Annotated in this window: 32 protein-coding genes; 11 read left to right on the top strand and 21 right to left on the bottom strand. The window is 69.9% G+C overall.

Annotation, left to right across the window (positions count from 1 at the left end; all coding sequences use genetic code 11):
- Window positions 1–167 precede the first annotated feature (167 nt).
- A complete protein-coding gene (dtd, locus tag IE153_RS19165; RefSeq protein WP_030242984.1) occupies window positions 168–593 on the top strand; it encodes a D-aminoacyl-tRNA deacylase in 426 nt (141 codons plus the stop codon).
- Between the two features lie 46 nt (window positions 594–639).
- Here dtd and ygfZ read toward each other — a convergent pair whose 3' ends face one another.
- The 3 genes from ygfZ to IE153_RS19150 are packed head-to-tail and all read right to left on the bottom strand — an operon-like array spanning window position 640 to window position 2,680.
- On the bottom strand, window positions 640–1,605 hold the full coding sequence (gene ygfZ / locus IE153_RS19160; RefSeq protein WP_189590897.1) for a CAF17-like 4Fe-4S cluster assembly/insertion protein YgfZ: 966 nt from the start codon (window positions 1,603–1,605) through the stop codon (window positions 640–642).
- 10 nt (window positions 1,606–1,615) lie between these two features.
- Window positions 1,616–2,053, bottom strand: coding sequence for a Fur family transcriptional regulator (locus IE153_RS19155; RefSeq protein WP_185007073.1), 438 nt, complete (start codon window positions 2,051–2,053; stop codon window positions 1,616–1,618).
- Between the two features lie 51 nt (window positions 2,054–2,104).
- Entirely contained in the window at window positions 2,105–2,680 is a 576-nt protein-coding gene (locus IE153_RS19150; RefSeq protein WP_189590896.1) for a heme-binding beta-barrel domain-containing protein, read from the bottom strand.
- 218 nt (window positions 2,681–2,898) lie between these two features.
- On the opposite strand from IE153_RS19150, the gene IE153_RS19145 reads away from it, so the two are divergent.
- Window positions 2,899–3,261, top strand: a complete 363-nt coding sequence (locus tag IE153_RS19145; protein ID WP_097217443.1) for a DsrE family protein — start codon at window positions 2,899–2,901, stop codon at window positions 3,259–3,261.
- Here IE153_RS19145 and IE153_RS19140 read toward each other — a convergent pair.
- From IE153_RS19140 to IE153_RS19105, 9 genes are all read right to left on the bottom strand, one after another.
- Entirely contained in the window at window positions 3,255–3,629 is a 375-nt protein-coding gene (locus IE153_RS19140; protein WP_189590895.1) for a VOC family protein, read from the bottom strand. The genes IE153_RS19145 and IE153_RS19140 overlap by 7 nt on opposite strands.
- 71 nt (window positions 3,630–3,700) lie before the next feature.
- Window positions 3,701–3,961 (bottom strand): DUF3099 domain-containing protein, encoded by a 261-nt coding sequence (locus tag IE153_RS19135; protein WP_142162402.1) that lies wholly within the window; start codon window positions 3,959–3,961, stop codon window positions 3,701–3,703.
- Window positions 3,962–4,212: 251 nt separating this feature from the next.
- Entirely contained in the window at window positions 4,213–4,500 is a 288-nt protein-coding gene (locus IE153_RS19130) for a DUF1416 domain-containing protein (RefSeq protein WP_003991226.1), read from the bottom strand.
- A gap of 39 nt (window positions 4,501–4,539) precedes the next feature.
- Complete coding sequence (locus IE153_RS19125) at window positions 4,540–5,385, bottom strand: sulfurtransferase (RefSeq protein WP_189590894.1); 846 nt, start codon at window positions 5,383–5,385, stop codon at window positions 4,540–4,542.
- 137 nt (window positions 5,386–5,522) lie between these two features.
- Entirely contained in the window at window positions 5,523–5,603 is an 81-nt protein-coding gene (locus IE153_RS42740) for a putative leader peptide (protein ID WP_350310325.1), read from the bottom strand.
- A gap of 203 nt (window positions 5,604–5,806) precedes the next feature.
- Window positions 5,807–6,544, bottom strand: a complete 738-nt coding sequence (locus IE153_RS19120; RefSeq protein ID WP_189590893.1) for an LmeA family phospholipid-binding protein — start codon at window positions 6,542–6,544, stop codon at window positions 5,807–5,809.
- 151 nt (window positions 6,545–6,695) lie between these two features.
- Window positions 6,696–7,763, bottom strand: a complete 1,068-nt coding sequence (locus IE153_RS19115; RefSeq protein ID WP_189590892.1) for a hypothetical protein — start codon at window positions 7,761–7,763, stop codon at window positions 6,696–6,698.
- A 3-nt stretch (window positions 7,764–7,766) separates the two neighbouring features.
- A complete protein-coding gene (locus tag IE153_RS19110; RefSeq protein ID WP_010036212.1) occupies window positions 7,767–8,021 on the bottom strand; it encodes a MoaD/ThiS family protein in 255 nt (84 codons plus the stop codon).
- 38 nt (window positions 8,022–8,059) lie between these two features.
- Entirely contained in the window at window positions 8,060–8,911 is an 852-nt protein-coding gene (locus IE153_RS19105) for an alpha/beta hydrolase (protein ID WP_189590891.1), read from the bottom strand.
- A gap of 176 nt (window positions 8,912–9,087) precedes the next feature.
- On the opposite strand from IE153_RS19105, the gene IE153_RS19100 reads away from it, so the two are divergent.
- The 6 genes from IE153_RS19100 (at window position 9,088) to IE153_RS19075 (ending at window position 14,665) form a co-directional block, all read left to right on the top strand.
- Complete coding sequence (locus IE153_RS19100) at window positions 9,088–9,876, top strand: response regulator transcription factor (RefSeq protein WP_189590890.1); 789 nt, start codon at window positions 9,088–9,090, stop codon at window positions 9,874–9,876.
- A 128-nt stretch (window positions 9,877–10,004) separates the two neighbouring features.
- Window positions 10,005–11,027 (top strand): LacI family DNA-binding transcriptional regulator, encoded by a 1,023-nt coding sequence (locus tag IE153_RS19095; protein WP_189590889.1) that lies wholly within the window; start codon window positions 10,005–10,007, stop codon window positions 11,025–11,027.
- 110 nt (window positions 11,028–11,137) lie between these two features.
- Window positions 11,138–12,154 carry a S1C family serine protease gene (locus IE153_RS19090; RefSeq protein WP_189590888.1) on the top strand — a complete coding sequence of 339 codons (1,017 nt, stop codon included), beginning with the start codon at window positions 11,138–11,140 and terminating at the stop codon, window positions 12,152–12,154.
- A gap of 31 nt (window positions 12,155–12,185) precedes the next feature.
- On the top strand, window positions 12,186–12,365 hold the full coding sequence (locus tag IE153_RS19085) for a hypothetical protein (RefSeq protein WP_189590887.1): 180 nt from the start codon (window positions 12,186–12,188) through the stop codon (window positions 12,363–12,365).
- Between the two features lie 87 nt (window positions 12,366–12,452).
- A complete protein-coding gene (locus IE153_RS19080) occupies window positions 12,453–13,190 on the top strand; it encodes a response regulator transcription factor (protein WP_142162385.1) in 738 nt (245 codons plus the stop codon).
- A gap of 8 nt (window positions 13,191–13,198) precedes the next feature.
- On the top strand, window positions 13,199–14,665 hold the full coding sequence (locus tag IE153_RS19075) for a sensor histidine kinase (RefSeq protein WP_189591248.1): 1,467 nt from the start codon (window positions 13,199–13,201) through the stop codon (window positions 14,663–14,665).
- Between the two features lie 25 nt (window positions 14,666–14,690).
- Here IE153_RS19075 and IE153_RS19070 read toward each other — a convergent pair whose 3' ends face one another.
- The 5 genes from IE153_RS19070 to IE153_RS19050 form a co-directional block, all read right to left on the bottom strand.
- Window positions 14,691–15,089 carry a PIN domain-containing protein gene (locus tag IE153_RS19070; protein ID WP_189590886.1) on the bottom strand — a complete coding sequence of 133 codons (399 nt, stop codon included), beginning with the start codon at window positions 15,087–15,089 and terminating at the stop codon, window positions 14,691–14,693.
- Complete coding sequence (locus IE153_RS19065) at window positions 15,086–15,373, bottom strand: hypothetical protein (RefSeq protein ID WP_189590885.1); 288 nt, start codon at window positions 15,371–15,373, stop codon at window positions 15,086–15,088. Before IE153_RS19065 ends, IE153_RS19070 begins: the two co-directional genes overlap by 4 nt.
- 51 nt (window positions 15,374–15,424) lie before the next feature.
- Window positions 15,425–15,646: a DUF397 domain-containing protein gene (locus IE153_RS19060; protein WP_097217470.1), complete on the bottom strand. Its 222-nt coding sequence runs from the start codon at window positions 15,644–15,646 to the stop codon at window positions 15,425–15,427.
- Window positions 15,643–16,380, bottom strand: a complete 738-nt coding sequence (locus tag IE153_RS19055) for a helix-turn-helix domain-containing protein (RefSeq protein ID WP_229829068.1) — start codon at window positions 16,378–16,380, stop codon at window positions 15,643–15,645. Before IE153_RS19055 ends, IE153_RS19060 begins: the two co-directional genes overlap by 4 nt.
- A gap of 87 nt (window positions 16,381–16,467) precedes the next feature.
- The gene (locus tag IE153_RS19050) at window positions 16,468–16,632 is read right to left on the bottom strand and encodes a hypothetical protein (protein WP_189590884.1); all 165 of its coding nucleotides are present in this window, start codon (window positions 16,630–16,632) and stop codon (window positions 16,468–16,470) included.
- A gap of 2 nt (window positions 16,633–16,634) precedes the next feature.
- On the opposite strand from IE153_RS19050, the gene IE153_RS19045 reads away from it, so the two are divergent.
- The 3 genes from IE153_RS19045 (at window position 16,635) to IE153_RS19035 (ending at window position 20,013) form a co-directional block, all read left to right on the top strand.
- Entirely contained in the window at window positions 16,635–16,898 is a 264-nt protein-coding gene (locus IE153_RS19045) for a hypothetical protein (RefSeq protein ID WP_189590883.1), read from the top strand.
- Window positions 16,899–17,023: 125 nt separating this feature from the next.
- Entirely contained in the window at window positions 17,024–17,872 is an 849-nt protein-coding gene (locus IE153_RS19040; RefSeq protein WP_189590882.1) for a hypothetical protein, read from the top strand.
- A 77-nt stretch (window positions 17,873–17,949) separates the two neighbouring features.
- The gene (locus IE153_RS19035) at window positions 17,950–20,013 is read left to right on the top strand and encodes a pectinesterase family protein (RefSeq protein WP_189590881.1); all 2,064 of its coding nucleotides are present in this window, start codon (window positions 17,950–17,952) and stop codon (window positions 20,011–20,013) included.
- An 85-nt stretch (window positions 20,014–20,098) separates the two neighbouring features.
- Here the strand turns inward: IE153_RS19035 and IE153_RS19030 are convergent, their stop codons facing one another.
- From IE153_RS19030 to IE153_RS19015, 4 genes are all read right to left on the bottom strand, one after another.
- Window positions 20,099–21,133, bottom strand: a complete 1,035-nt coding sequence (locus IE153_RS19030) for a glycoside hydrolase family 5 protein (protein ID WP_189590880.1) — start codon at window positions 21,131–21,133, stop codon at window positions 20,099–20,101.
- A gap of 140 nt (window positions 21,134–21,273) precedes the next feature.
- Window positions 21,274–22,089 (bottom strand): hypothetical protein, encoded by an 816-nt coding sequence (locus tag IE153_RS19025; protein ID WP_189590879.1) that lies wholly within the window; start codon window positions 22,087–22,089, stop codon window positions 21,274–21,276.
- A 235-nt stretch (window positions 22,090–22,324) separates the two neighbouring features.
- Window positions 22,325–23,536, bottom strand: coding sequence for an LmeA family phospholipid-binding protein (locus IE153_RS19020; RefSeq protein WP_189590878.1), 1,212 nt, complete (start codon window positions 23,534–23,536; stop codon window positions 22,325–22,327).
- Window positions 23,537–23,594: 58 nt separating this feature from the next.
- Window positions 23,595–25,418 (bottom strand): bifunctional metallophosphatase/5'-nucleotidase, encoded by a 1,824-nt coding sequence (locus IE153_RS19015; RefSeq protein WP_189590877.1) that lies wholly within the window; start codon window positions 25,416–25,418, stop codon window positions 23,595–23,597.
- Window positions 25,419–25,537 lie beyond the last annotated feature (119 nt).

Raw genomic sequence — 25,537 nt, 5'->3', positions numbered from 1 at the left:
ACCCCAAGTGGCCGCTATGGGAACGAGTGCCCCCGATAGACCCCAGATGGGCGGTATAGCAGCAAAATACGTCCGTGCAGGGGCTGTTGGCGCCCGCGCAAACCACCCTTTCGGTGCATCCGCCGACCAGCCGCGGCGCCGATGTCACCGCCCTGCATGATGGACGTATGCGAGCAGTGGTGCAGAGGGTGGACGGCGCGAGCGTCGTCGTGGACGGCGAGACCGTGGGCGCGATCGAGGGCGAGGGACTGTGCGTCCTCGTCGGCGTCACCCACGAGGACACCAAGGAGAAGGCGGCCCAGCTGGCCCGCAAACTCTGGTCGATCCGCATGCTGCACGACGAGAAGTCGTGCAGCGACATCGACGCCCCGCTCCTGGTGATCAGCCAGTTCACCCTCTACGGCGACGCCCGCAAGGGCCGCCGCCCCACCTGGAACGCCGCCGCCCCCGGCGACGTGGCCGAACCCCTCGTCGACGAGGTCGTCGCGCAGTTGCGCTCCCTGGGCGCGACGGTGGCCACGGGCCGCTTCGGGGCGGCGATGCGCGTATCACTGACGAACGACGGCCCGTTCACCGTGCAGATCGAAATCTGACCCGAAAGATCTACAAGCCTCCGGGCCGAAGATCCACCCGGAGGGTCTACGGCTCGACGACGACTTCCTGGGCCGCCGCCGTGTCCCCCGCCACCAGCGGGGCGTCCACCGCCACGTTCCGCTTCACCAGGGCGAGGGCGACCGGGCCCAGCTCGTGGTGACGGGCGGACGTGGTGACGAAGCCGACCTTGCGGCCGTCGGGGCCGTCGTCCGCGAGCCGGAGCTCCGTCCCGGCCACGGGCAGATGGACCTCGCTGCCGTCGAGGTGCAGGAAGACCAGCCGGCGCGGCGGCTTGCCCAGGTTCTGCACCCGGGCGACCGTCTCCTGCCCCCGGTAGCAGCCCTTCTGCAGATGCACCGCCGAGCCGATCCAGCCCAGCTCGTGCGGGATGGTGCGGTGGTCGGTCTCGAAACCGAGCCGGGGCCGGTACTGCTCCACGCGCAGCGCCTCGTAGGCGAGGATCCCGGCGGGCGGCCCGACCTGCGCCGCGTACGCCTCCAGGTCGGCGCGCGGCAGGAACAGGTCCCGGCCGTGCGGCGTCTCCCGTACGACGACGCCGTCGGGGACCGGGGCGATGGAGCCGGCCGGGAGGTGCACGACCGCGATGTCGGCCGTGCGGTCGGCGACCTCGACCCTGTAGAAGAACTTCATCGACTCCAGGTAGGCGATCAGCGCCTCCTGGGTGCCCGGCTCCACATGGGCCCAGACCGTCGCGCCGTCGTCCACGAGGTACAGGGCGTGCTCGATGTGGCCGTTCGCGGAGAGGATCAGCGCCTCGGTCGCCCGGCCCGCCGGGAGGTCGCTGACGTGCTGGGTGAGCAGCAGGTGCAGCCAGGCGAGCCGGTCCTCGCCGGTGACGGCGACGACCCCCCGGTGCGAGAGGTCCACGAATCCGGTGCCATCGGCGAGGGCGCGCTGCTCACGGAACAGATCGCCGTAGTGGGCGGCGACACCTTCGTCCACACCCTCGGCGGGGACGGCGCCGGGCAGGGTCAGCAGGGGGCTCTTCATATCCGTAAGCCTACGACTCGGTATGTGAAGCCTTGAGCGTGCAGTCCTCGCACCGGCCGAAGATCGCGAAGTGCTTCATGTCGGTGTCGAACCCGAAGGTCTGCCGCAGCTTGGCGGTGAACTCCGCGGCCACGGAGATGTCCGCCTCGATCACGTTCTGGCAGTCCCGGCAGACCAGGTGGATGTGGTGGTGCCGGTCGGCGAGGTGGTACGTCGGCGCCCCGTGCCCCAGATGCGCGTGGCTGACCAGACCGAGCTCCTCCAGGAGCTCCAGCGTCCGGTACACCGTCGAAATGTTGACCCCCGACGCCGTCTTCCTCACTTCCACGAGGATGTCGTCGGGGGTCGCGTGCTCAAGGGTGTCCACGGCTTCGAGCACGAGTTGCCGCTGCGGGGTCAGCCGGTAGCCGCGCTGCCGCAGATCGCTCTTCCAGTCGGTGCTCACCACACCCAAGAGTCTAGGACCACTCGCGTGCGACCGGTCGAGGAAGGCGTGCGCTCACTTGAAGAAGGCGATGCCGTCGTCCGGCATGTCGTCGGGCAGGGCCTTGGCCCAGCGCTCGACCTCCTCCGGGGTGACGACCTTCTTCAGGTGGGCCGACATGTAGGGGCGCAGCTCGACCTCGGGGGTCTGCTTCTCGCCGACCCACATCAGGTCGCTCTTGACGTAGCCGTACAGCCGCTTGCCGCCGGTGTAGGGCTGGGAGGCGGCCGTGCGGGCCACCGCGTCCGTCACGAGGTCGATCTGCGGCTTCTTGTCGGCCAGCTCGCCGTACCAGATCTCGATGACGCCGTCGTCGCGGGTCATCGTCACCTCGACCTTGCGGGCGCCGTCGATCCGCCAGTAGCCGTGCTCGGACTCCAGGGGGCGGACCTTGTTGCCGTCCTTGTCCAGGACCCAGCTGTGGGACTGGTACTCCAGGAAGTCCCGGCCGTCGTGGGTGAAGGTGACCTCCTGCCCGAAGTTGCACTTCTCGGAGCCGGGGAAGTCGTGCACGCCCGCGCCCGCCCAGGTGCCGAGCAGGAAGGCGAGCGGGACGAGGTCCTTGTGGAGGTCGGACGGGATCTCGATCATGGGAACTTCCTAGACGGGGGTCAGCGCTGGCCCTGGTACAGCTTCTTCACGGTCAGTCCGGCGAAGGCGAGGACGCCGACGGCGACCAGGACCAACAGGATTTCGAAGAAGATCTCCACGGGGTGCTCCTTGAGCGGGGGTGCGAATGGGTGCACAGGGCCGGAGGCCAGCTTACGCGGGCCCCTTCGGCACTTCGATTCCGGACTAGGCTTCCGGCTATGGCGAAGAAGCTGGTGATCAAGGTGACGGCGGGGGCCGACGCCCCCGAGCGGTGCTCTCAGGCGTTCACGGTGGCGGCGGTGGCCGTGGCCAGCGGTGTCGACGTCTCCCTGTGGCTGACCGGCGAGTCCGCCTGGTTCGCGCTGCCGGGCCGCGCCGCCGAGTTCGAGCTGCCGCACGCCGCTCCCCTGCCCGACCTGCTGGACTCCCTCCTGACGGCCGGCCGCGTCACCCTGTGCACGCAGTGCGCGGCGCGCCGCGAGATCACGGAGCAGGACGTCCTGAAGGGCGTCCGCATCGCCGGTGCGCAGGTCTTCGTCCAGGAGGCGATGGCGGACGAGACGCAGGCGCTCGTCTACTGAGACTCCGTGTACAGGCAGAACGGGTGCCCTGCCGGATCCAGCAGCACCCGGACATCGTCCTGCGGCTGGTACCCGGCGAGCCGCGCCCCGGCGGCGACGGCCCGCGCGGTCTCCCGCTCCAGGTCGTCGACCTCGATGTCGAGGTGCACCATCATCCGCGGCCGGTCCGGCTCGCTCGGCCAGACCGGCGGCCGGTAGCCGGGTTCCGTCTGGAAGGACAGCCCCGTGCCGCCGCCGGGCGGCCGGATGTGGACCCAGTCGGGGCCGTCCTCGTCCCGCCAGACGCCCCAGCCGGGCAGCAGCCGCAGATAGAAGAGCGCGAGCTCCCGGGCGTTCGGGGCGTCCAGGACCGCCGCTGTCAGTCTCATGGGGCGCGGATACCCCGGGGGGCGGGGAGGACGCCGGTCAGCATGGGCGGACGGGGCGGGGTGGACGCCGGTCAGCGCGGGCGCTTCTTGCCGTCCAGCTCGTCCCACCACTCGTCGGACTTGGGGTCCCCGGACGGGTCGTCCCACCACCGGTCCTCCGGCCCGCGCCGGTTCGCGACCATGGCCGCGACGGGCGGGATGACCATGGCGACGACACACATCCCGACGGCGACGGGAACGGACCACAGCCGCACGACACCCCAGGCCAGCACGAAGAGGCCGATGCAGAGGCCCATCATCGCGAAGTACGTATGACGCCGGCGTGCGTACATACGTCCAGCGTAGGGGGTTTCTGACGGATCTCCGCGGAGGAAGGAGCGGCGTTCGGTGCGTGCTCTCGGCGTGCCGGGCGGAAGGTCTCGTAGCGGAGCTACTAGGCCTTTTGCCCGGTGCGGCGAGAGTGCGGGCCGGGCGTCGCGACGCCGCGGAGATCCGTCAGGAACCCCCTGGGTCCGGGCAGGCCGAAGGGCCGCACCCCAGGCGTCCAACCCGCGGGGTGCGGCCCTTCGAAATCCGGTCGCCGTCAGACGGCGATCGCGACCTCCGCCAGGCCGCCCTGCTGGGCGACGACCGTGCGGTCGGCGGTGGCGCCGGGCACGAGGGCACGGACGGTCCAGGTGCCCTCGGCCGCGTAGAAGCGGAACTGTCCGGTCGCCGAGGTCGGCACCTCGGCCGTGAACTCGCCGGTCGAGTCCAGCAGACGGACGTAACCCACCACGGGCTCGCCGTCCTTGGTCACCTGACCCTGGATGGTGGTCTCACCGGGCTTGATCGTCGAGGCGTCGGGGCCGCCGGCCTTCGCACCGCACATGTCGTACTCCTGAAGTCTGGAAAGGTCGGTCGGGATGGCTTACTTGTTGGCGCCGAGCTCGATCGGCACGCCCACGAGGGAGCCGTACTCGGTCCAGGAGCCGTCGTAGTTCTTGACGTTCTCCACGCCGAGGAGCTCGTGCAGCACGAACCAGGTCAGCGCGGAGCGCTCACCGATGCGGCAGTAGGCGATGGTGTCCTTGGCCAGGTCGACGCTCTCCTCGGCGTAGAGCTCCTTGAGCTCGTCGTCCGACTTGAAGGTGCCGTCGTCGTTGGCGTTCTTGGACCACGGGATGTTGCGGGCGGACGGGACGTGACCCGGGCGCTGGGACTGCTCCTGCGGCAGGTGGGCCGGGGCGAGCAGCTTGCCGGAGAACTCGTCGGGCGAGCGCACGTCGACGAGGTTCTGCGAACCGATCGCGGCCACGACGTCGTCGCGGAAGGCGCGGATGGACGTGTCCTGGGCCTTGGCCTTGTAGTCCGTCTTCGGACGCTCCGGCACCTCGTCGCCGGCGACGAGCTCGCGGGCGTCGAGCTCCCACTTCTTGCGGCCGCCGTCGAGCAGCTTGACGCTGTCGTGGCCGTACAGCTTGAAGTACCAGTAGGCGTAGGAGGCGAACCAGTTGTTGTTGCCGCCGTAGAGGACCACGGTGTGGTCGTTGCCGATGCCCTTGTCGGACAGGAGCTTCTCGAAGCCCTCCTGGTCGACGAAGTCACGGCGGACCGGGTCCTGGAGGTCCTGGGTCCAGTCGATCCGGATGGCGTTGCGGATGTGGTTCTTCTCGTAGGCGGACGTGTCCTCGTCCACCTCGACGATGGCGATGGTCGGGTCGTCCAGGTGCTCCTGGAGCCAGTCGGCGTCAACCAGGACGTCGTTGCGGCTCATACTTCTTCTCCTCCGGGGCAGTTACGGCGGGGCGTGCGAGGTCTGCAGGGCGCGCCCTTGAGGCAGGGCGGCGCACGGGTGCCCGTGATGCGGGGCTGCGGGGATGCGCGCGCCGGCGCGACTGCCGACGCGATCGCTCAGAAGGTGCGACAGAGCATGGCGGCGACGCGGCACAGGTCTACTGCCCGCCGCTTCGTGAGATCCGCCTGTCGCTTCATACCGTCGATCGTAGGGACGGTCGGGCGGGCGTGTCACCGGTGTGTCGCATGCTGAGACGAGACAATCCGCCATATGGGATCGAGAGGCTGCCAGGGCGCTCACCGCGCGGCATCCGGCCGACCGTATCCCCCGTCACATCTACGCTGCGGACATCGCCGTCTCGCCCACCGGACAGCGCAGGTCGGATCCGCCGAGCGACTGCCTACCCGGCCAGGCGGACGTCGGAACCCTTCACCGTGATCTCGACGCCGTCCGGGGCGGCCTGGACGGTGTCCAGCTTGATGCCGCCGGGCAGTCCGTCGATCTTCTGCTGGAAGTCGGTGATCGCCCGGACGCGGTTCTCGGCGATGTCGACGCCGCCGAACTTGGGCAGGCCGTCGGCGTGCACGCGGACGGTGCCGTTGTCCACCTTCACCGAGCTGAGCACGGAGACCGGCTCCGGGAGCTTGGTCCCGAGGACCGTGGCCTCGACGGTGACCTTGATCTTGCCGTTGCCGCCGTCGGAGAGGCCGATGACGTTGGCGGTGACGCCCGGGGCGACCTGGGTGGGCTCGGACTTCGCGGTCTTCAGCAGCTCGTCGTAGGCGATGGTCGCGGTGCCGGTGGCGGTGGAGGCGGTGGCGGAGCTGTAGTCGCCGGAGAACTCGACGCCCTTCATGTCGGCCTGGAGGTCGTCGATACGGATCTTCTGGCCGCCGTTGCCCGCGGCGGCCTCGTAGTCCTTGATGCCGACCTCGATGTCGTCCAGGGAACCGCCGGCGACCTGGGTGAGGAACGGGAAGCCCTTGATCGACACGTCGGGCGTCGCCGACAGGTTCTCCGTCGTCTTCAGCCGGTCGGCGGCCTCGTCCTCGGCGAAGTTGACCGCGACGCGGTCGGCGATCACGAAGAGCCCGCCCAGGATCACGACGAAGATCAGCAGTATTCGCAGTGCGCGCATGCGGTGTGTCCCCCACCCAGTCGGTCGGACGCGGTGCCTGACGACCGGGTGGCCGTCCCTTGCGTGAGAGTAACCCCGCGGGGAAGGGGGACCGGAGGATTGTTGATCATCTGTGACAGGGCGAGCGGCGCGGCGTCCCGCCCTGTCCGATCTACGCCAGCGCCCTGCCCAGGACGTACACCGCCGGGGCCGCAGCGGCCAGCGGCAGGGCCACGCCCGCCGTGAAGTGGACGAAGCGGGACGGGTAGTCGTAGCTCGCGACCCGGTGGCCGATCAGGGCGCAGACGGCGGCGCCCGCGCCGAGGAGGGCGCCCGACGTGCCGAGGTCCGTGACCGAGCCCATCGCGATGCCCGCACCCGCCGCGGCGATCAGGGACACCACCACCGAGGCCGGGGTCGGCAGCGGCAGCGCGCGGGCCAGGACGGCGACCGCCACCGCCACCGCGCCGACCGTGACCGCCTCCGCGGCGGCCGCGAGGTAGCCGCCGGCCACGATCGCCAGCGCCGAGGCCGCGACCGTCGCCATCAGGCCGTACATCCGCTCGTCCGGGTCGGCGTGCGACCGCAGCTGCAGGACCAGCGCGAGCAGCACCCACACCCCGATCGTGCCGAGGATCGCCGACGGCGAGCGGCCCGAGACCAGCAGCGCCGCGTCGGCGGCCAGCGCGCCCGCGAAGCCCAGAGCGATGCCCTGCCGGGCCGGCCACATGCCGTTCAGCCGGAACCAGCCCGCCGCGGTGACGGCCTGGAGGATCACCAGCGGCACGAGCAGCGCGTACGTCCCGACCGCCGCGGCACCGGCCAGCAGCAGCCCGAGCAGCGCCGTCAGCGCGGCCGGCTGCATGCCGGGCTCGATGATCGGGGAGCGCCCCTCCGCGCGGGCCCGCTGCGCGTCGGTGACGCGCGCGTTCCCGCCGACGGTGGCCGGGCCGTAGCCGGTGGCGTCGGTCGCGGCCGGGGCAGCAGGTTCCTGCGGCGGCCGGGGACCCTGGAGCGGCCGGGGCGACTGCGGTGTCAGGATCGCCGTCTCCGGATCCGGCGCCTGCGCGGACACCGCCCGGTGGTTCTGCGTCTCCCAGGTCTGCCCCTGCCACTGCTGCGTGTACTGCTGAGCGGCGTGCGGGTCCTCGTACCCCTGGTACCCCTGCCCGGGCCACGCCTGCGGCTGCTGCCCGTAGGGGTCGTAGTGCTGGTTCGGCTGGTTCGGCTGGTTGGTCATCGCTCATCCTCCTGCGAACGGCGGGAGCACCTCGACCGTGCCGCCGTCGGCCAGCCGTACCGTCTCATGTCCGCGGGTGCCCACGGGGTCGCCGTCCACCAGGAACGAGCACCGGCGCAGGACGCGCTCGAGCTCGCCGGGGTGCCGTTCACGCACTCCGTCGAGCGCCTCGGCGAGGGTGGCCGCCTCGTACGGCTCCTCGGCCACCCCGGCCGCGGCCTTGGCGGCGGCCCAGTAGCGCACCGTGACCTTTGGCATCTGCTTCCTCAATGAATTCGGCGGTGAACCCCGTCAGGCTAGCCCGCCCGGCCCGCGACCCAGTCCCCGATCCGGGCCAGCAACTCGTCGCCGGCCGCGTGCTCGGCGTGCCCCATCCCCGGCTCCAGCCACAGTTCCCCCTGGTCACCGGCGGCAGCGGCCAGCATCCGCGGGTGGTCGACGGGAAAGTAGCCGTCGGCCTCGCCGTGCACGATCAGCAGCGGGGTGGGGGCGATCCTCGGCACCGCCTCCACCGGGGAGAGCGGGACCGGGTCCCAGTCCCGGTGGTGGATGCGCGTCCCGAAGCCGTACCGGCCGACGATCCGCCCCTCCGGCCGCGTCACCATCCAGTGCAGCCGCCGCATCGGGGCGGTCCCCCGGTAGTACCAGCGGGCCGGGGCACTGACCGAGACCACCGCGTCGGTCTCACGGGGGTGCAGCGCCGCGTGCCGCAGCACGACCGAGCCGCCCATCGAGAACCCGACCGTCCCCACGTTCGCGTGCCCGAGTTCCCGCGCCCACCGCACCGCCGCCACCAGGTCGAGCACCTCCCGGTCCCCGACCGTGGACCGCCCGCCGGAGGCGCCGTGGCCCCGGAAGGAGAACGTGACGACCGCCCCGTAACGGGCGAAGGCCTGCGCCACCCTTCGTACATGTGGCCGGTCCACGGCCCCGGTGAAGCCGTGGGCGACGACGAACACGGGATGACCGGAAGGCGTCCGCGAGGCGTCGTATACAGCGGTACCCGGGTCGTACACGGCGTCGATCGTCACCCCGTCGGCCGTACGCAGAAACGTCCTCGAAGGATTCCGCGCAGGCGTTCCCCCGGGCGTCTCGGAGTGTGGACGATCGGTGGAACGCGCCACATGACCTGCCGGACGAGAGCTCATGTGGGCTATTCTGCTGGGCAGAGGACTCGGGCAGCGTTGCCCCCGGGTCCTTTTGTGCTTTCGGAAGCGTTGTATACGAAGCGGGAAACCGCAGGTGTACGGGGCCTTCGGGATCGCAGACAGAGCGGTGCTGTACCAACAAGCGTCCTCGCAGGGACCGAGGAGGAACCAGACGTATGAGTTCTCTGCTGCTCCTGACCAACGCCCTCCAGCCGTCGACGGAGGTGCTTCCCGCCCTCGGCCTGCTCCTGCACAACGTGCGTGTGGCCCCCGCGGAGGGACCCGCCCTCGTCGACACCCCCGGCGCCGACGTCATCCTCATCGACGGCCGGCGCGATCTGCCGCAGGTGCGCAGCCTCTGTCAGCTGCTGCGCTCCACCGGGCCGGGCTGCCCGCTCGTCCTCGTCGTCACCGAGGGCGGCCTCGCCGCCGTCACCGCGGACTGGGGCATCGACGACGTCCTGCTCGACACCGCCGGCCCGGCCGAGGTCGAGGCGCGACTGCGGCTGGCCATGGGGCGTCAGCAGATCGTCAGCGACGACTCCCCGATGGAGATCCGCAACGGCGACCTGTCGGTCGACGAGGCGACGTACTCGGCCAAGCTCAAGGGCCGCGTCCTCGACCTCACCTTCAAGGAGTTCGAGCTCCTGAAGTACCTCGCACAGCACCCCGGCCGCGTCTTCACCCGCGCCCAGCTGCTCCAGGAGGTCTGGGGCTACGACTACTTCGGCGGTACGCGCACGGTCGACGTGCACGTACGGCGGCTGCGCGCCAAGCTCGGCCCCGAGCACGAGTCGCTGATCGGCACCGTCCGGAACGTCGGTTATCGATTCGTTACGCCGGAGAAGCCGGAGAAGATGGAGCGCGCCGCCGAGGAGGCGAAGGCCAAGGCGGCCAAGGCGAATCCGGACACCGAGGACAAGTCGGCCGCCCTGGACGCGGCTGAGGCTCGCGCGAAGGCGTAAAGAGGCGTATTGCGCCGCCGACCTGGGCATCGCTTCCCGCACGGGGTGCCCCGGACGGCGGTCGGCATATCGTACGGAACCTCCTTTACGCCCTGCCCAGAGCCGGTATATCCGCGTAGACTCCGCGCGTGGCCAAGGTGACTCGGGATGATGTGGCGCGGCTGGCAGGGACTTCCACTGCCGTGGTCAGCTATGTCATCAACAACGGACCCCGGCCGGTCGCCCCGGCCACGCGCGAGCGTGTCCTCGCCGCGATCAAGGAACTGGGGTACCGGCCCGACCGGGTGGCCCAGGCCATGGCGTCCCGGCGCACGGACCTCATAGGCCTGATCATCCCGGACGCCCGCCAGCCCTTCTTCGGGGAGATGGCGCACGCGGTCGAGCAGGCCGCCTCCGAGCGCGGAAAGATGGTCCTCGTCGGCAACACCGACTACGTCGGCGAACGCGAGGTCCACTACCTGCGCGCCTTCCTGGGGATGCGGGTCTCCGGACTCATCCTCGTCAGCCACGCGCTCAACGACCTGGCCGCCGCCGAGATCGAGGCCTGGGACGCCCGGGTCGTGCTGCTGCACGAACGACCCGAGGCCATCGACGACGTCGCCGTCACCACGGACGACCTGGGCGGCGCCGAGCTCGCCGTCCGGCACCTGCTGGAGCACGGCCACGAGTACGTCGCCTGTATGGGCGGCATAGCCGAGACCCCCGCGGTCGGCGACCCGGTCTCCGACCACGTCGAGGGCTGGCGCCGCGCGATGGCCGAGGCCGGGATCTCCACGGAGGGCCGCCTCTTCGAAGCCCTCTACAGCCGCTACGACGCCTACCAGGCCGCCCTGAAGATCCTCTCCGGCCCCGAGCGCCCGCCGGCGATCTTCTGCTCCACCGACGACCAGGCGATCGGCCTGCTGCGCGCGGCGCGCGAACTGCGCATCGACGTCCCCGGCGAGCTGGCGGTGGCCGGCTTCGACGACATCAAGGAGGCGGCGCTCACGGACCCGCCCCTCACGACGATCGCGTCCGACCGCCCTGCGATGGCCCGGGCGGCGGTGGACCTCGTCCTCGATGACGGGCTGCGGGTCGCGGGGGCCCGTCGGGAGCGGCTGAAGGTGTTCCCGTCGCGGTTGGTGACCCGGCAGTCCTGCGGCTGCGCGTAGCCGCCGGGGGTTGAGGCGGCCAGCCTCTTTATATCGGGCATACGAGGTTCTGTCGGGCTTCTCAGGGAGCACTCAGGAAGCTCTCATGGTCGGGCGACAAGCTCTGTTCCATGACCGAGAGCTTCCACCGCAGTGGCGAGTACGAGAACCCTTACGAGGGTCAGCAGCAGGCCCCGGTGAACCCCGAGTGGCCGCCCCCGCCGGCGTACGCCCCGGCGCATGCTCCGCATCCGAAGAAGCGCGGCCGTGGCCCCCTCGCCCTGATCGCCGCCGTGGCGATCGTGGCGGCGGCGATAGGCGGCGGCACCGCCTACGGCATCCAGGAACTGACCGGCAACGACACCGTCGCCTCCAGCTCCACCAGCACCAACGTGGTCCCCTCCAGCCAGAAGGGCACCGTGGCCGGCGTCGCGAAGGCCGTCAGCCCGAGCATCGTCGAGATCAGCGCCAACTCCAGCGCCGGGTCCTCCACCGGCTCCGGCGTGATCATCACCAGCGGCGGCGAGATCGTCACCAACAACCACGTCGTCGCCGGCGCCTCGCAGATCAAGGCGACGACCAGCGACGGCACGTCGTACACCGCGAAGGTCGTCGGCACCGACAGCAAGAAGGACCTGGCGCTGATCAAGCTGGAGAACGCCTCCGGCCTGAAGGCCGCCACGCTCGGCGATTCGGCCGGGATACAGGTCGGCGACCAGGTCGTGGCCATCGGCTCCCCCGAGGGCCTGTCCGGCACCGTCACCAGCGGCATCATCTCGGCCCTCGACCGCGACGTCACCGTCCCGACCGAGGAGGACCAGGGCCAGAGCCAGCAGTGGGGGCAGGGCCAGGGTCAGGGCGACCAATGGCCGTTCGAGTTCGGCGGGCGCCAGTTCAACGGCGACACCGGCAACGACACGACGACGTACAAGGCGCTCCAGACCGACGCGTCCCTCAACCCGGGCAACTCCGGCGGCGCGCTGATCGACATGAGCGGCAACATCATCGGGATCAACTCCGCGATGTACTCGCCGACCAGCCAGGCCTCCTCGTCCTCCGACGCGGGCAGCGTCGGCCTGGGCTTCGCCATCCCGATCAACACCGTCAAGGCCGACCTCGCGAAGCTGCGCGCGGGGGCGACCGACTGAGCCCGGGCAACCGACAGCGAGGAGTACGGCCATGATCGAGCAGGTTGTGCACACCGAGCCGGGCGGGGACCCGGCGGCGATCGGCCTGGCCCTGGCGGTGGCGTCCGCCCTGCACGCGCCGACGGGCCGGGCGGCGGAGATGCCACCGGCCGCGGCGACCCGCAGGACGAGCCGCGCCGGGAAGGCCCGGCGCCGGGCGCTGCGGGGCTGACGTTCCCGCCGGCTCGCGCCCGCGCCGTGCGACGCTGAGAGCGTCAGAGCACCCCCGTCCCCCTTCACCCCCGAGGACCCCCGACCCATGAGCCCCGCAGACGGCGACCGTGACCCGCAGCGCATCCTGATCGTCGACGACGAGCCGGCCGTACGCGAAGCACTCCAGCGCAGCCTCGCGTTCGAGGGGTACGGGACCGAGGTCGCCGTCGACGGTGCCGACGCGCTCGACAAGGCGGCGGCCTACCGGCCCGACCTGGTCGTCCTCGACATCCAGATGCCGCGCATGGACGGTCTGACGGCGGCGCGCCGCATCCGCGCCACGGGCGACACCACGCCGATCCTGATGCTCACAGCCCGTGACACCGTCGGCGACCGCGTCACCGGCCTCGACGCGGGCGCCGACGACTACCTGGTCAAGCCCTTCGAACTCGACGAACTCTTCGCCCGCATCCGCGCGCTGCTGCGCCGCAGCTCCTACGCGGCGGCCGTGGGCGCGGCCGACCCGGCCGACGAGGACGCGCTCACCTTCGCCGACTTGCGCATGGACCTCGCGACGCGGGAGGTCACGCGGGGCGGGCGCCAGGTGGAGCTGACCCGCACGGAGTTCACGCTCCTGGAGATGTTCATGGCACACCCGCGCCAGGTCCTCACCCGCGAGCAGATCCTCAAGGCCGTCTGGGGCTTCGACTTCGAGCCGTCGTCGAACTCCCTCGACGTGTACGTCATGTACCTGCGGCGCAAGACCGAGGCGGGCGGCGAGCCGCGGCTCGTCCACACGGTGCGGGGTGTCGGATACGTGCTGCGGCAGGGCGGCGCGGAGTGAGTTCCTGGATGCGCAGGGCCGTACGGCGCTTCCGCTCCCTGCCGATCCGCTCCCGACTGGCGCTGCTGGTGGCGGCGGCGGTGGCGTTCGCGGTGGCGGCGGTGTCGGTGACCTGCTGGTTCATCGTGCAGGGGAAGTTGTACGACGAGATCGACAACGACCTGAAGTCGTCGGTCGGACCGCTGCGTTCGGGAGAGTTCCAGGAACTCACGGACAGCTGCCGTCAGACGCCTTCGGACTCGCTGGGCATGGGGGCACGGCCCAAGACCTACGGACAGCTGGTCCACGCCGACGGCAAGGTGTGTCTCTTCCCGACGTCCACAGCCCAGGTGCGCGTCACCGGCGACGACAAGGCCGTGGCCAAGGACCCCGACCCGGGCCAGGGCCACATCCGCGACGGCACGGACGACGAGGGCAACAAGCTGCGGGTCCTGACGACGGCGGTCGTCATCAAGGACGGGCCTCTGACCCAGGGTGTGGCCGCCGACTACTCCCTGGTCATCGCCCTGCCGCTGAAGGGAACCCAGTCCACGCTCAACGAGCTGGCCCTGATCCTCCTCCTGGTCTCCGGCGTCGGAGTGCTCGGCGCCGGAGCCGCCGGCCTGGCCGTCGCCCGGGCCGGGCTGCGCCCCGTGGACAAGCTGACCGACGCCGTCGAGCACGTGGCGCGCACCGAGGATCTGAACATCCGCATCCCCGTGGAGGACGACAGCGAGGACGAGATCGCCCGCCTGTCCCGCTCCTTCAACTCGATGACGTCGGCCCTGGCCAGCTCCCGGGAACTCCAGCAGCAGCTGATCGCGGACGCGGGCCACGAGTTGCGCACGCCTCTGACGTCCCTCCGCACCAACATCGAACTCCTCACCCGCAGCGAGGAAACGGGCCGCCCCATCCCCGAGGCGGACCGCAAGGCGCTGCTCGCGTCGGTGAAGGCACAGATGACGGAACTGGCCGCGCTCATCGGCGACCTCCAGGAACTGTCCCGCCCGGACACGGGCCAGCACGCGGGCCGGACGCAGATCGTCGCCTGGCAGGACACGGTCGAGTCGGCGCTGCGGCGGGCCCGGCTGCGGGGCCCGGAACTCACGATCACGGCGGATGTCCAGCCGTGGTTCGTCCGGGCGGAACCCTCCGCCCTGGAGCGGGCGGTGGTCAACATCCTCGACAACGCGGTGAAGTTCAGCCCGGGGGGCGGCGCGGTCGAGGTCCGCCTGATCGACGGCGTCCTCACGGTCCGCGACCACGGCCCGGGCATCCCCGCCGACGAACTCCCTTACGTCTTCGACCGCTTCTGGCGCTCCCCGAGCGCACGGGCACTGCCCGGATCGGGCCTGGGCCTGTCGATCGTGGCGCGTACGGTGCAGCAGGCCGGGGGCGAGGTCTCCTTGTCCCGGGCGGAGGGCGGCGGCACGATGGCGACGGTGCGACTGCCGGGGGCGGCTGTGCCGCCGCCCGAGGATCTGCCCTCGGCCTGATGGAGAGCGCGGGCCCCAACCGGGCTCAGTGGAAGCCGAGCATGCCTGGTGAGTCGATGTCGACGGTGACCACGCCGGGCGGATACTGCCGTTCGCGGTCCGTGAGCAGGATCGACATCCCTGTGAATTCAGCGCGCGGCAGGGCGCAGTACAGAGCGTGGCAGTTGTCCGGGCCACCGTAGCCGTCCCGGATCATGGTGCCGACGGTGACGGAGGCGGCCGTGTTGAAGCTGTCGACCACGACCGACGAGAAGTCGAGGACCCGCTGCGCAGCTCCCTCGTCCTGCGACTCCGCCTGCATGAGGCACAGGGCGGGGATCCGCAGAAGGTCGCCGGGGGTGCGTGCCATGTTCCCGGCGAGGAGGTTCAGCGTCTTGTGCCCCTGTGCAAGAGCCAGGGTGGCGCCGGTGTCCAGAATGATCACGCGGCGGCACCCCGCGCCGCACGGACCTTCTCCGCAGCGATGCGGTAGATGTTGCCGAGGATGTCAGGCGCCTCGTCGAACTCGACATCGCTGATGTCCACGCCGATCGTCTCCCGCACAACGCGGCGGTCCGCGGCGATCCGCTCGGCGACCTGCTCGGCTGTGGGCTGCTCAAGGGCGAGCTGCTCAACGAGCTGCCCCAGGGTCATCCCACGTTCTTTCGCAACCTGAGCGAGATGGTCGCGGGCCTGCCGTGACACCTGGATCGTCGTATTCTCTGCCATAGTCTCACCATAGCTGCGCCACAACCCTAGGGGGTCGGCTTGCTCCCGTTTTCACCCGCGAGTGCGGGTCGACCCCTCAGTCCTGACGCCGGCCAGGAACGCCCCCCAGCAACCTGCGGCGAACACGAGTACCGGGCCGTCGGGCCGCTTGCTGTCGCGGACCGGGACTATGCCGGGGTGGCCGTCGGCGACCTCCAGGCAGTTGTTGGCCCCGCCGTCGCTGTAGGTCGACTTGCGCCAGACGGCAGTGGTGAGATCGAGGGTGGGCATCATGATCCGTGCTCCTCCAGTACGTCCCTGATGAACGCCAGCGAGTCCGACGGGGACAACGCCAGATCCCTCAACCGATCGCAGGACAAGCAGTGGTCCAGGACTTCCTCCGGATCGTCCATCAACAGGCCAAAGCTATGACCCTCCGCGTAGGCCACTGCGCTGCTGTCCTTCTGCCACAGCAGCGTCAGAGACCCCTTGCCCATGAGGTGGTGGACTCCGGCAGAGAACGGGAGCACCTGGATGTTGATGTTCGGCTGCTGCGCGACGGCTTCGATGCGTAGCAGCTGCCCCTTCCAGGTATCCGGGCTTGCCGAGGGGCGACGCAATGCCGACTCGTCGATGAGGAACCGGGCGTCGGGTGCCGGATCCTTACTCAGCAGAAGCTGCCGCCCCATACGCGCGGCCACCTGTTCCTCGACTTCCTCGTCCCTGCCAGGTGTTGCCTGAGGGCCAGACAACACCTCCCGGGCGAACTCCTCCGTCTGCAGCAGTCCAGGCACGTTCGGTGTGTACACCCGCAGGAGACGCGCTGTCGCCTCCAGCGCCATGTACCGCTTGTACTTGTCCTTGAAGACGTCGTACCGGGCGATCTTCCAGTGGCGGACCAGCAGGTCACCGCACCCGTAGTAGCTGTCAAGGTCCTCCATGACGGCCAGCTTGGACAGTCGCTCGCCCGACTCCAGGCGACTCAAGTAGCTCTTGTCGTAGCCGGTGTCCTCGGCCAACTGCCCCAGTGACTTGCCCTCCTTCTCCCGCAGGAACCTCAGCGTCCGCCCCAGAACGGCCTGCGCCTGCGCCTGCTCGCCGCCGGACTCTGCGAGTCACTCCTGCTCACCCTCGTGCGACTCCTGCTGCCCGCCCGAGGGCGGCATCGAGCAGCCGCGCCGCCGACCCTGCGGCCACTTTCCCCACGCCCCCTCCTCGTGGAGCCCCTCGTCATGGACACCCCCCTGGTCCGCCCATACCTCCAGTCCCTTGAGGTCCACGCATGAGGCTGCTCCCCTGGACCGGCGTCGACGGCAAACCCTGTTACCTCTCCACCGACGACCCCGGCAGCCTGCTCTCCCGGCTCGCCGACGACGTCGAGGCCGCTCAGCTCGCATCCGCCGAGACCGTACTCGCCGGCGCCAGAGCCGTACTGCACGACCCCAAGGCCGGTGAACGCGCCGTGCGTTTCGCGCAGACGAGGGCCGTGGAGTCCCTGGGAGACGTGCTGCGGGTTGCGGTCAGTCGTAGCAGCGACACCCGATAAAGCGGGACATGACTCCCGGCCGGCTGTCAATGTCCTGTCATACCCATCAGTAGCGCACACTCCTGCCTCTGTTCTGACATCTTCATCGCCGTCACAGAACGACAAGCAGGAGTGAGCCAACCCCCATGCGTCTCATTCGCAAGTCAACTCTCAGGAAATGCGGCGCTGTTGCCGCAACCACCGCCCTCGCCATCACCGGTCTGCTCTCCGCCGCGGGGGCCGCCGCCGCCGGTCCCGCCGGGGCCACCAACATCCGGGGTGTGGATCCCGGGGACACCGACCGGATGATCGAGCGGCTCTGCGGTCAGGAGACGAGCCTGACGGGCGTGTACGGCGCCCTCAACGTCGACACCGGTGAGTTCAAGACCCAGGACGAGTACCTGCGGGACGTCTTCGGGCTGTGGAAGCCCGCCGGGCCGTGGGAGCTGTTCCGCGGCTGGTGCGGCTACGCCGAGGCCTCGACCTGGTCGATCAAGGGCGACACCGTCCGCACGTCCCGGTGGATAGGCAACAAGGGCTCCGCCGATGACAAGGAGACCTTCGTCAGCAGCTACAGCACCAAGACGTTCGCGAAGAAGAGCGTCGGCGGCTCCATCAGCCTCTCCCTCGCCAAGAGCATCTTCAGCGGAACGGTGGGCGGCAGCGCCGGCTACGAGTGGGGCTGGGAGAAGGAGTCCAGGTTCGAGACCCGGAGCGAGAAGACCATTCCGCCCTGCCGGCAGGTGGCCGTCACCTGGACGCCGTACCAGCGCGTGGTGCGCGTCAACCCGATCTTCCACGTCGAGGACTACCAGTGGGACAAGGGGGACGGGGAGCGGACCGTGCACAGCTGGCGGGACCGGGGCTACCAGACCGTCTACTCCCACGGGTACTACATCGACGGGATCTCCGACAAGCTCCTGCCGAGCGGCCAGCCGGACGGCCGTGAGGACAAGATCGAGGAGAAGCTCGACCCCAAGTCCTGCGCGACGTAGGGCAGATACCCGGCAACCTTTCCGTGTGGGGCGACGACTGATCGGCGGTCATTCCCCCACACGGAACGGATCGCCGCATGAGTGAGCCGCGCAGCACAGCCCAGCACCGCCGTCGCAGAAGCCGTACCGCCCTGGCGGTCGGGGTCCCCCTGGCCCTGACCGCCGCCGGCACCTTCGCCTACGGCACCGACCTCGGCGTCCTCGGCAGCAGTGTCCAGCAGGCCTCCGCCGCCGCCCCCGCCTGGGCAGCCGACACCGCCGACGGGTTCGCCTCCGTCAACTCCCTCGGGCAGAACGGGACGTACGGCGGGCGGGGCGGGAAGACCGTCACCGTCAAAACGCTCGCCGATCTGGAGAAGTACGCGACCGCGGCAGAGCCCTACGTCATCGTCGTCGCCGGAACCATCACGATGAATCCGGTCGGCAAAGAGATCAAGGTCAAGTCCGACAAGACCATCGTGGGGCAGGGAACCGCCGGGCACATCGTCGGCGGCGGCTTCTTCCTCGGCCAGGGCGTGCACAACGTGATCATCCGGAACCTGACCATCCGGGACGCGTACCAGGGCATCTGGAACGACAAGGATCATGATTTCGACGCGATCCAGATGGACGGCGCCCATCACGTGTGGATCGATCACAACGACCTGCGGCACATGGCCGACGGGCTCATCGACGTCCGCAAGGACTCGACGAACGTCACCGTCTCCTGGAACAAGCTGAGCGACAACAACAAGACCTTCGGCATCGGCTGGACCGAGAACGTCAAGACCGACATCACGATCCACCACAACTGGATCCGCGAGACCGAGCAGCGCAACCCCTCCACGGACAACGCCGCGCACGCTCACCTCTACAACAACTTCCTGGAGGACGCCCCGAACACGAGCATCGGCTCGTCGTACGGGAACTACTCGCGCGGCTCGACCAAGATGGTCCTGGAGAACTCCTGCTTCCAGGGCATCAAGAACCCGGTGATCAAGGACAGCGGCGCCACGATCGTGCAGCGCGGCAACGTCTTCTCCGGCACCAGCGGGCGCAACGAGAGCGGTGGGAGCGCCTTCGACCCGAAGGCGTACTACTCCTACAGCCTCGACAAGGCCGCCGATCTGCCGTCCATCCTGAAGGCCGGTGTCGGGCCGCGTGGTTCGATCGGGACCACCGCCGTCTCCACCAGGGCCGCGGCCGCCACCACCCTCACCGTCGCCCAGGACGGCAGCGGCCAGTACCGCACCGTGCAGGCCGCGGTGAACGCCGTACCGGCGAACAACCCCTCGCGCGTCGTGATCGCCGTGAAGCCGGGGACGTACCGGGAACTGGTGAAGGTGCCCTCCAACAAGCCGCACGTCACCATCCAGGGCACCGGCGGCAGCCGCAAGGACACGACGATCGTCTACAACAACGCGGCCGGTACGCCCAAGCCCGGGGGCGGCACCTACGGCACGGGCGGCAGCGCCACCGTCGCCGTCGAGGCCGACGACTTCCAGGCGCGCAACCTGACCATCTCCAACGACTTCGACGAGAAGGCCAACCAGTCCCTCGACGGGCACCAGGCCGTCGCCCTGCGGACCGCGGCCGACAAGGTGTTCCTGGACGGGATCATCGTCAGCGGGGACCAGGACACGCTGCTGCTCGACACCGCCGCCAAGGACAAGCTCGGGCGGGTCTACGTCAGCAACTCCTACGTCATCGGGAACGTCGACTTCATCTTCGGGCGGGCCACGGCCGTCGTCGACAAGTCCGTCATCACGCTGAAGAAGCGCTGGAACGGCACGTCGGCCGGGTACATCGCCGCGCCCAGCACCGCGGCGAACCGCAAGGGCTTCCTGATCGCCAACTCCACGGTGAACGGCGATGTGTCGGCCGGGAGCTTCTACCTCGGCCGGCCCTGGCACGCCGGCGGGGACGCGTCCCTCGACCCGCAGACCACCGTCCGCAACACCAGCCTGAGCAACGCGATCAAGTCGGCCCCGTGGACCGACATGAGCGGGTTCTCCTGGAAGGACGACCGGTTCGCGGAGTACAAGAACTCCGGCGCGGGTGCGGGGTCGGCGAGCTCGGACCGGCCGCATCTGACCGACGCGCAGGCCGCGAACCAGGAGGTCGGGGACTGGCTCGCGGGCTGGACGCCTTCGGCGTCCTGAAAGGCTCCCTTCCGGGTCCGGCTGACGAGCGGCGCCGGACCCGGAAGGGTCACCATCGTGATCCCGTGGGGGCTCTTACCGGTTCCTACTGCTTCCAGGCGTAGTGCAGCCGGTCCAGACCGCTCTGGTTGTTCACCGTGAGGCTGAGGTGCGTGCCCGTGCCCTGGAGCGTGGTGAGCGAGTACGTGTCACCGTTGCGCAGGCCGGGCCAGTAGACCGAGCCCAGGCCCAGCTCCCGGATCGTGTCGGTCGCGGCCTGGATGTACGCGATCTCGTTGGAGGTGCCCGCCGGGCCGTTGTAGTCCAGACCGGTGGTCATGGAGGCGCCGAACTCGTCGAGGATCGTGCGTGAGGCGCAGTCGCCTATGCGGCTCTTGAAGTCGGCCTTCCACTGGTCGACGCTGGTCCAGTCGGTGTGCCAGAAGCCGTAGTTGTGCAGGGCCAGGCGCGTGCCCTTCAGGCGCGGGTCGGCGCAGACCGGCTTGACGTCCTCGCTGTACTTGTAGCCGCCGATCAGGATCCGGTCGCGGGGCACGTTGCCGTGGGTGCTCACCCACTTCGCGGCGATGTCCGTCCACTCCTGGGCGGTGTAGCCGAACGGCTCGTTCATCGGCTCGAAGTACACCTTGGAGTTGCGGGCGTAGGCGGAGGTGATCCGCGCCCACATCCGGTCCCAGGACGCCTGGTCGTCGATCTTGCCGTCCTTGGCGTTGTCGGCCTCCCAGTAGCCCAGGATGACCTTGAAGCCCTTGGCGGTGGCGGCGTCGATCGCTCCCCGGTACGACTTCCAGAACGGGCCGTTCACGGAGGTCGGGTTGACCGGGAGACGGACGGTGTTGGCGCCCAGCTTGGAGAATCCGCCGATGATCGCCTTGGACTTGGCGTAGGTGGTGGCGTAGCTGTCGGCGGTGGACAGGCCCGAGGGCACGACCGCGTCGTGGGCGTAGTTGTCGCGCGGGTCGGCCCAGTTGACGCCCTTGAAGTCGCTGACGGGCGGCGGGGTGGCGGGACGGTGGGCGGGAGAGGCGGCCGCGGGGGAGGCGAGCGCTCCACCGAATGCCGTGACGCAGGCCAGCAGCGCCCCCACGCAAGCTGTCCCGCGATGGTTCTTTTGAGACACGACATCCCCTTCTGAGCATGTGCGAAGGTGAGCGGCCCGCAGTCGGACCGCCCAGTGGAGCACGAAACTAGAAGGAGACTCGAACAGAGGTCAACACATCTGCACACAAAGTTTCAGCCACGACGGGGCCGTCGGGGCGTTCAGGAGGACTTCTCCCCGTCCGAGGACGACGACGACATGTCCTCCAGGTTCTTGCGGGCCTTGTCCGAGAGCTGCTTCTTCCCGGCCAGCACCTCGCGGTAGTACTGCGCCCCTCCGACCTGGCCCATCGGGAAGTCCTGCTCGAACTCCTCCGCCTCGTGGTAAGGGTCGCCCTGCTTGGTCAGCGCACTGCGCATGGCCTTGCCGGCCCCCGGGAACCTGCGCTCCTCGGACTGGGTCATGATCCCGTAGAGCATGGTGGCGGCTCGCCGTTGGGTCGCGTCCATGCTGGCGAGAATCTCCTCGTCCAGTTCCGTGCCGTTGCGCGCGGCCTGCGCCACCAGCGGCAGGTGCTCGGCGTCGAGGGCCTTGACCAGTTCGTCGTAGGTGGTTCCGAGGCTCTCGCTCCCCGGGTGCTGGTGCTTCACGTTCGACGTGATGTACGGGCCGGCGCCCCGCCCCTTGTTCACCGTGTAGGCGCCGAAGGGGCTGTCGGCCTGCCCGAGGGTGGGCGCCGCCTGACCTCGCTTCTCCGCCCGCGCGTTGGCCCGCCGCAACCGGCTCAGCCCGTCCATGGGCTTCTCCTCGGCCGGGCCCTCGCCGTTGTCGCCACCCCGGGGCATGCGCTGCACGGCCACGAAGGCGGCGTTGCCGGCGCTGCCCTGGAGGGCCCGGGCCGCGTCCGGGGTCATCCGCCCTCCGGCCGCCAGCCGGGCCGCCCGCGGGTCGGCCTCGTGCGGCCGCAGCGGGGGCCGGTGCGCGTGCCCGTCCCGCGCGTCCGCCTCCGATTCCTGGGACCGGCCCTGCCTACGCATCCGCATCACCCTCATCTCGGTCCGGTACGCCGCCATTGTCCGGGCGCCCCGGATCCCGGACAGCGGCCGCGAGGACAGACTTTCGGGCAAGCCCGGCCGCTCGGGAGGCAGGGGCATGACTGAGCAGCTCACGGGCGGGGGCGGTCTGAGCAGCTCGCGGGCCGGGCCTGCCTGAGCCGTTGCGGGCAGGGGACGGCCCGAGCACCTCGCGGGTCGGCCGGGCCCCCTCGGGGAGTCACCGCCCGACCGTCAGCCCCGACCCCGACACCCGCACCCGGATGCCGTCCTCCTCCACCCGTACGTCCCGCAACCGCACGTTGCCCTGGTCCGGCTCGGGCAGTTCGAACGCCAGGGACAGCCGGTCGGCCAGGACCGGGCGGGTCAGGCCCGACAGGGAGTCGAGCAGGTTGGGGTCCAGGCCCAGACGGCGCATGACGTCGGGGTTCTCCAGGGCCAGGTCGATGAGGTTGAGGCCGGCGGCCTGGCGGGCGAAACGCGGGGAGCCGGTCAGCTCGGCGAGCTTGCCGTCGTCGGCCAGCGCCTCGCGCACGGTCGCCTCGGGCACGCCCATTCGCTGCACGATGGCCGGCACCGACAGCAGCGCCTTGGCCTTGCGGGTCTCCCGGGCGAGGTCGGCGGTGCCCTTGGGCGTCAGGTGCAGTCCCTCCGAGGGGCGGGTGCCGGGGCGGTAGGTGGCCAGATCGCCGATGTCCAGGCGCATCTTGCCGATCTCGGTGGCGATCCCCCGCTCGCCCTGCCGCTGGATCCGGGCCTCGGCGCGCAGCCGCAGGTTGTGCCCGGCGACCGGCAGGGTGCCGTTCGCCCGGACCCGGTCGCGGCCCTCGCCGGTGAACGTCACCTGGGAGGCGCCGAGTTCGCGGTTGAGGTCGGCGAAGGTGAGCTGGACGTCCCCGTCGAAGCGGGGGACGTGGGCGCCGCGCACGGAGGTGAGACCGTCGGCGTTCAGCGTCACGTCGTGGGCCGTGGCCGACACCTTGGCCAGGGAGACCCGGTCGGCGGCGACGTCCGGGACGGTCACCTTCACCGAGTCCAGCCGCTTGTCGGCGAGTTGGGTGAGGAAGGGGAAGCCGCCGATCTCCACCTCGGGCGCCGCGGCCAGGTCGAGGCGGTCCTTGAGGGTGTCGGCGGCCCGGTGCTCGGCGTACAGCACGGCCCAGCGGTCGCCGAGCCCGGCGAACGAGGTGAGGACGACCAGGCCGACCACCGCCTTCACCGCGAGCGGCAAGCCAGCGAATCGATTCTTCCTGCGCCGCTTGCCGCCGCGGCGGTGGTCCGGCGGGGCCCAGGCGTCCTCGGCGCCCGCATCGCGTTCCTCAGTGAGGAACTCATCCAGAGGGGTCTCCTCCAGAGGCCCGTCATCGAGGGCGGCGAGCTCCTCGTACGGGTTCGGACGGGGATGCGCATCTAGGTGGTGGGGGGTACGCATCGATCCATCCGATCATGCGTACCTCCCCCACCCGCAACCTGAACCCCGGGTATGCGACCTACTTCACGATGGTGATGCGGTCCGCCTTCGGCGGGGCGATCGGGTTGCCGGCCGAGGAGTTGGCCGTCAGGTACTGCTCCAGCGCGGTCAGGTCGTCGGCGCCGACGACGTCGTTCGTGCCCTGGCCGAGGGTCGGGAAGCCGTCGCCACCGCCCGCGAGGAAGCTGTTCGTCGCGACGCGGTAGGTGGCCGCCGGGTCGATGGCCGCACCGTTCAGCTTGATGCTGTCCGTGACCACGCGGTCGGCGCCGGACTTGGTGAGGTCCAGCGTGTAGGTCAGGCCGGACGAGACCTGGAGGACCTTCGGGGCCGCCGCGTTCGGGCCGGACACCTGCTCCTTGAGCGCCTGGATGACCTGCGCGCCCGTGAAGTCCTGGAGGTTCACGGTGTTCGCGAACGGCTGGACCGTGAAGCCCTCGGCGTAGGTGACGACGCCGTCGCCCTCACCGGCCTTGGCCAAGTAGGTCAGCGGGGCGCGGATACCGCCCGGGTTCATCAGCGCCAGGTCGGTCTCCGGGTCGAGCTGCTTGCCGTGGGCGAGCTGCGCGTCGGCGATGAGGTCGCCGAGCGGGGACTCGCTGCCGGTGTTGCCGATGTCGCCGGAGATGTAGCCGATCGGCTTGTTGCCGATGGGCGCGGCCAGGGTGTTCCACTTGCTGATCAGCTCGGTCATGTCGGGCGCCTTGGGGACGTCCCGGGTGACCACGCGGTTCGCGGACTTGACCGCCGTACGGGCGATGTCGCCGGTCCTGCGGTCGTAGGTCAGCGTGGTGTCGGTGTAGAGGCGGCCGAAGGACGCGGCCGAGGTGACCATGCGGGGCTTGCCCGCCGGGTCGGCGATGCTGCACACGTACGCGTTGTGGGTGTGGCCGGTGACCAGCGCGTCCACCTGCGGCGTGACGTTCTTGGCGATGTCGACGATCGGGCCGGAGACGCCGTCGCCCGCGCCCGGGGAGTCACAGTCGTAGTTGTACGACGTCGACGCCGGGAAGCCGCCCTCGTGGATGAGGGCGACGATCGACTTCACGCCCTGCTTCTGCAGCACCTTGGCGTACTTGTTGATCGTCTCGACCTCGTCCTTGAAGGACAGGCCCTTGACGCCCTCGGCGGAGACGATGCCCGGGGTGCCCTCCAGGGTCACTCCGATGAAACCGACCTTGACGCCGTTCTTCTTCCACACCCAGTAGGGCTTGAGGATCGGCTTCTTCGTCTTCTCGTCGAGGACGTTGGCGGCCAGGTAGGGGAAGTCGGCACCCTTGAACTTCTTGTCCGCGTAGCAGCCGTCCTTCGGGTGGCAGCCGCCGTTCTGCAGACGGGCCAGCTCCTTGGCGCCCTCGTCGAACTCGTGGTTGCCGACGGAGGTGACGTCGAGGTCGAGCTTGTTCAGCGCCTCGATGGTCGGCTCGTCGTGGAACAGCCCCGAGATCAGCGGGGAGGCGCCGACCATGTCGCCGCCGGCCGCCGTGATGGAGTACTTCTCGCCCTTGCGGGCCTGCCGCAGATGCGTGGCGAGGTACTCGACACCACCGGCGTCGATGGTCTTCGTCGTGCCGTCGGGCTGCGTCTCGGTGACCCGGCCGGAGGAACCGGCGGGCGGCTCCAGGTTGCCGTGCAGGTCGTTGAACGACAGCAGTTGCACGTCCTGGTAGCGGCCGTGCCCGTGCCCGCCCTTGCGGTGCTCCTCGCCGGCGCTGGCCGAACCGGGCAGCGCCGCGGCGGCCAGCGCGCCGACGGTGACGACACCGGCGGTGAGAGCGACGAAACGGTTCGTACGACGTCTGCGGCGCTCCTGGTGCGCCGAAGCCGGTGAAGTGGCTGGCATACGCCCCCCTGTGGGTCTGCTGTCGGTTCTGTTCGGACGGTGTTGCCGTCCGGCGCAGCCTAGAGTCAACGCGCGTAGCGCGACAGGTGTTTCGTGGTTACATCCTGGTTGCTTCTTTG

Source organism: Streptomyces massasporeus, from assembly GCF_014648995.1.
Taxonomy (GTDB): domain Bacteria; phylum Actinomycetota; class Actinomycetes; order Streptomycetales; family Streptomycetaceae; genus Streptomyces; species Streptomyces massasporeus.
This window is presented reverse-complemented; position numbering and strand designations above follow the sequence as displayed.

Excerpts from the sequence above, each read along its gene's own strand:
- IE153_RS19125 (WP_189590894.1), bottom strand. The coding sequence starts at position 5,385 with ATGAGCCGCAACGACGTCCTGGTTGACGCCGACTGGCTCCAGGAGCAC.
- IE153_RS19080 (WP_142162385.1), top strand. The coding sequence starts at position 12,453 with ATGAGCCCCGCAGACGGCGACCGTGACCCGCAGCGCATCCTGATCGTC.
- dtd (WP_030242984.1), top strand. The coding sequence starts at position 168 with ATGCGAGCAGTGGTGCAGAGGGTGGACGGCGCGAGCGTCGTCGTGGAC.
- IE153_RS19065 (WP_189590885.1), bottom strand. The coding sequence starts at position 15,373 with ATGGCAGAGAATACGACGATCCAGGTGTCACGGCAGGCCCGCGACCAT.
- IE153_RS19085 (WP_189590887.1), top strand. The coding sequence starts at position 12,186 with ATGATCGAGCAGGTTGTGCACACCGAGCCGGGCGGGGACCCGGCGGCG.
- IE153_RS19145 (WP_097217443.1), top strand. The coding sequence starts at position 2,899 with ATGGCGAAGAAGCTGGTGATCAAGGTGACGGCGGGGGCCGACGCCCCC.
- IE153_RS19100 (WP_189590890.1), top strand. The coding sequence starts at position 9,088 with ATGAGTTCTCTGCTGCTCCTGACCAACGCCCTCCAGCCGTCGACGGAG.
- IE153_RS19015 (WP_189590877.1), bottom strand. The coding sequence starts at position 25,418 with ATGCCAGCCACTTCACCGGCTTCGGCGCACCAGGAGCGCCGCAGACGT.
- IE153_RS19035 (WP_189590881.1), top strand. The coding sequence starts at position 17,950 with ATGAGTGAGCCGCGCAGCACAGCCCAGCACCGCCGTCGCAGAAGCCGT.
- IE153_RS19115 (WP_189590892.1), bottom strand. The coding sequence starts at position 7,763 with ATGACCAACCAGCCGAACCAGCCGAACCAGCACTACGACCCCTACGGG.
- IE153_RS19040 (WP_189590882.1), top strand. The coding sequence starts at position 17,024 with ATGCGTCTCATTCGCAAGTCAACTCTCAGGAAATGCGGCGCTGTTGCC.
- IE153_RS19020 (WP_189590878.1), bottom strand. The coding sequence starts at position 23,536 with ATGCGTACCCCCCACCACCTAGATGCGCATCCCCGTCCGAACCCGTAC.
- IE153_RS19025 (WP_189590879.1), bottom strand. The coding sequence starts at position 22,089 with ATGCGTAGGCAGGGCCGGTCCCAGGAATCGGAGGCGGACGCGCGGGAC.
- IE153_RS19090 (WP_189590888.1), top strand. The coding sequence starts at position 11,138 with ATGACCGAGAGCTTCCACCGCAGTGGCGAGTACGAGAACCCTTACGAG.
- IE153_RS19130 (WP_003991226.1), bottom strand. The coding sequence starts at position 4,500 with ATGTGCGGTGCGAAGGCCGGCGGCCCCGACGCCTCGACGATCAAGCCC.
- IE153_RS19135 (WP_142162402.1), bottom strand. The coding sequence starts at position 3,961 with ATGTACGCACGCCGGCGTCATACGTACTTCGCGATGATGGGCCTCTGC.
- IE153_RS19150 (WP_189590896.1), bottom strand. The coding sequence starts at position 2,680 with ATGATCGAGATCCCGTCCGACCTCCACAAGGACCTCGTCCCGCTCGCC.
- IE153_RS42740 (WP_350310325.1), bottom strand. The coding sequence starts at position 5,603 with ATGAAGCGACAGGCGGATCTCACGAAGCGGCGGGCAGTAGACCTGTGC.
- IE153_RS19075 (WP_189591248.1), top strand. The coding sequence starts at position 13,199 with ATGCGCAGGGCCGTACGGCGCTTCCGCTCCCTGCCGATCCGCTCCCGA.
- IE153_RS19120 (WP_189590893.1), bottom strand. The coding sequence starts at position 6,544 with ATGCGCGCACTGCGAATACTGCTGATCTTCGTCGTGATCCTGGGCGGG.
- IE153_RS19060 (WP_097217470.1), bottom strand. The coding sequence starts at position 15,646 with ATGATGCCCACCCTCGATCTCACCACTGCCGTCTGGCGCAAGTCGACC.
- IE153_RS19105 (WP_189590891.1), bottom strand. The coding sequence starts at position 8,911 with ATGAGCTCTCGTCCGGCAGGTCATGTGGCGCGTTCCACCGATCGTCCA.
- IE153_RS19045 (WP_189590883.1), top strand. The coding sequence starts at position 16,635 with ATGAGGCTGCTCCCCTGGACCGGCGTCGACGGCAAACCCTGTTACCTC.
- IE153_RS19110 (WP_010036212.1), bottom strand. The coding sequence starts at position 8,021 with ATGCCAAAGGTCACGGTGCGCTACTGGGCCGCCGCCAAGGCCGCGGCC.
- ygfZ (WP_189590897.1), bottom strand. The coding sequence starts at position 1,605 with ATGAAGAGCCCCCTGCTGACCCTGCCCGGCGCCGTCCCCGCCGAGGGT.
- IE153_RS19140 (WP_189590895.1), bottom strand. The coding sequence starts at position 3,629 with ATGAGACTGACAGCGGCGGTCCTGGACGCCCCGAACGCCCGGGAGCTC.